Origin of the sequence: Candidatus Competibacter denitrificans Run_A_D11 (assembly GCF_001051235.1) — a bacterium.
In the GTDB taxonomy this organism is placed as follows: domain Bacteria; phylum Pseudomonadota; class Gammaproteobacteria; order Competibacterales; family Competibacteraceae; genus Competibacter_A; species Competibacter_A denitrificans.
This window is the reverse complement of record NZ_CBTJ020000084.1, coordinates 1-1,715: the sequence shown is the minus strand read 5'-3', so window position 1 is coordinate 1,715 and position 1,715 is coordinate 1. Positions and strand designations below refer to the sequence as shown.

Sequence of the window (1,715 nt, the reverse complement as noted above, 5' to 3'; positions counted from 1 at the left end):
ACAACGGGTTCAGATGTTCGCCTTGGGCGTCGCCGCCGCTAAAGCTGCCTATGCCAGCGATGGATAATGCGAGTTTGTGGGTAATCGGATGGCCTTCAAGGTGATCGACTTGGCTATTGAGCAAGCCGCCAAAAAATGGACGATGCCCATCAAAGACTGGAAACAGGCCCTTAATCGCTTCGCCATTCAATTCGAGGGCCGCTTGCCACTCTCACTCCACTAACCAAAACCGCATTTACACAAAAAATTTGACAGACTCTATCCTGAATTACCGATATGTCAAAAGAAACCCGCTCAATGCGGGTTTTTTATTGCCAGTTTTTAATCCCTTCTTCATCAGGGCAATGTTTCAAAGCCCATATACTGCACCCGAAAGGCGAATTTCTCCAAATACCACGCTACCCGACTCAACCGCTTCCGCCTGAAACCGACTGGGGTCAGTCACATCGTAGGCGGCTAGATACAAAGCGCGGGCGGACATGACGACATCCCTCTTTCCAGTAACGAAATGAGGTCGTTATACGCCGCTGCGGCCAGTGAAGCAGGAACGCGGCAAGCTTGCCGTCGGGGACGCTGGACTGGTGAGCCTGATTTGCGCGGTGCGTGGCTCCATCAGTAAGCTATGCAAACCTTGGAAGATTGGGGAGGCTCACCGCTGATGACTACCGCCTACGCTCCCGCCCGCCATCGGCTGAGCGCGGATGATTTCCTGCAAATGGCCCGCAGCGGCATCTTGCACGAAGACGACCGCATCGAACTCATTGATGGAGATTTAATCGATATGGCCCCGATTGGCAGTGAACATGCCAGCCTGACGGACTGGTTTACTCGACATTTAGTCCTGGCGATTGGCCAACACGCTATTGTGCGGATTCAGAGTTCGCTGTCTTTGGACAAACACTCGCAACCACAGCCGGATGTGCAAGTATTGCGGGCGCGTGAGGATTATTACCGCAAAGCCCATCCCCGCGCGGAGAATGTGCTCTTGCTGATTGAGGTATCGGATACCACCGCTCGCTTCGACCGGGAGATGAAAGTTCCCTTGTACGCCCATTACGGCGTGGTGGAAGTGTGGCTGGTAGATGTGGCACAACAGAGCGTGGAGGTCTACCGCGATCCGCAGCCCGCAACCAGCACCTATCGCCAAATGACGGCCTATCGCCAGGGTTCGCTGATTCCGCAGCAGTTACCGATGGTCAGCATCGCCGTGGAACAGTTGTTTTAAGTGCCAATACGAAAACTCCCCTTGTATATTGGGAGTGAGTTAAAGTGATTGGTCAGTGTGGTAACGCGGCACCCCGGTAATGTTCGTAGGTATCATTCCTGTAAAAATCTCTGTCAGGATAACCGTTGCCGTAAGTGGCGTTGGGAGTTGGCAAGCTTGCCGTATCTGATTTTGGTAAATCTGATTTGGTTGAAATAGAGTGTGAAGGCTAGACTTCTCTATTGGTTGCTTGCATTCGGTCGGTCAACTATGCAAGCAGCTTTATTCCCTTTACTTTGTTAATCCAGCTACAGGCTTTTCATATGACTTAATCTAAACCAATATTTTATTTTAGATAAAAACGAATTCTCTTTATTTTCAATCCCCGCAACGCCTTTTTTACCAGATATTCACCTAGGCCGTGTTCACAAAATCATGCTTCGTGTGCGAAACTGCTGGCTATTATCCACGGCCAGAGGGGTCGAGCATGGATCGTTTGTATTACCTTACG

Annotated in this window: 3 protein-coding genes; 1 reads left to right on the top strand and 2 read right to left on the bottom strand. The window is 50.8% G+C overall.

What is annotated here, in order from left to right:
• Both BN873_RS20700 and BN873_RS21200 read right to left on the bottom strand, forming a co-directional pair.
• Positions 1-190 (bottom strand): hypothetical protein (locus BN873_RS20700; RefSeq protein ID WP_206778873.1); only part of this gene is annotated, 190 nt, incomplete at its 3' end.
• Positions 191-349: 159 nt separating this feature from the next.
• Complete coding sequence (locus tag BN873_RS21200; RefSeq protein ID WP_277921599.1) at positions 350-481, bottom strand: hypothetical protein; 132 nt, start codon at positions 479-481, stop codon at positions 350-352.
• 177 nt (positions 482-658) lie between these two features.
• Between BN873_RS21200 and BN873_RS14860 the strand changes: the two genes are divergently transcribed.
• The gene (locus BN873_RS14860; RefSeq protein ID WP_048675417.1) at positions 659-1,225 is read left to right on the top strand and encodes a Uma2 family endonuclease; all 567 of its coding nucleotides are present in this window, start codon (positions 659-661) and stop codon (positions 1,223-1,225) included.
• Positions 1,226-1,715: the final 490 nt, after the last annotated feature.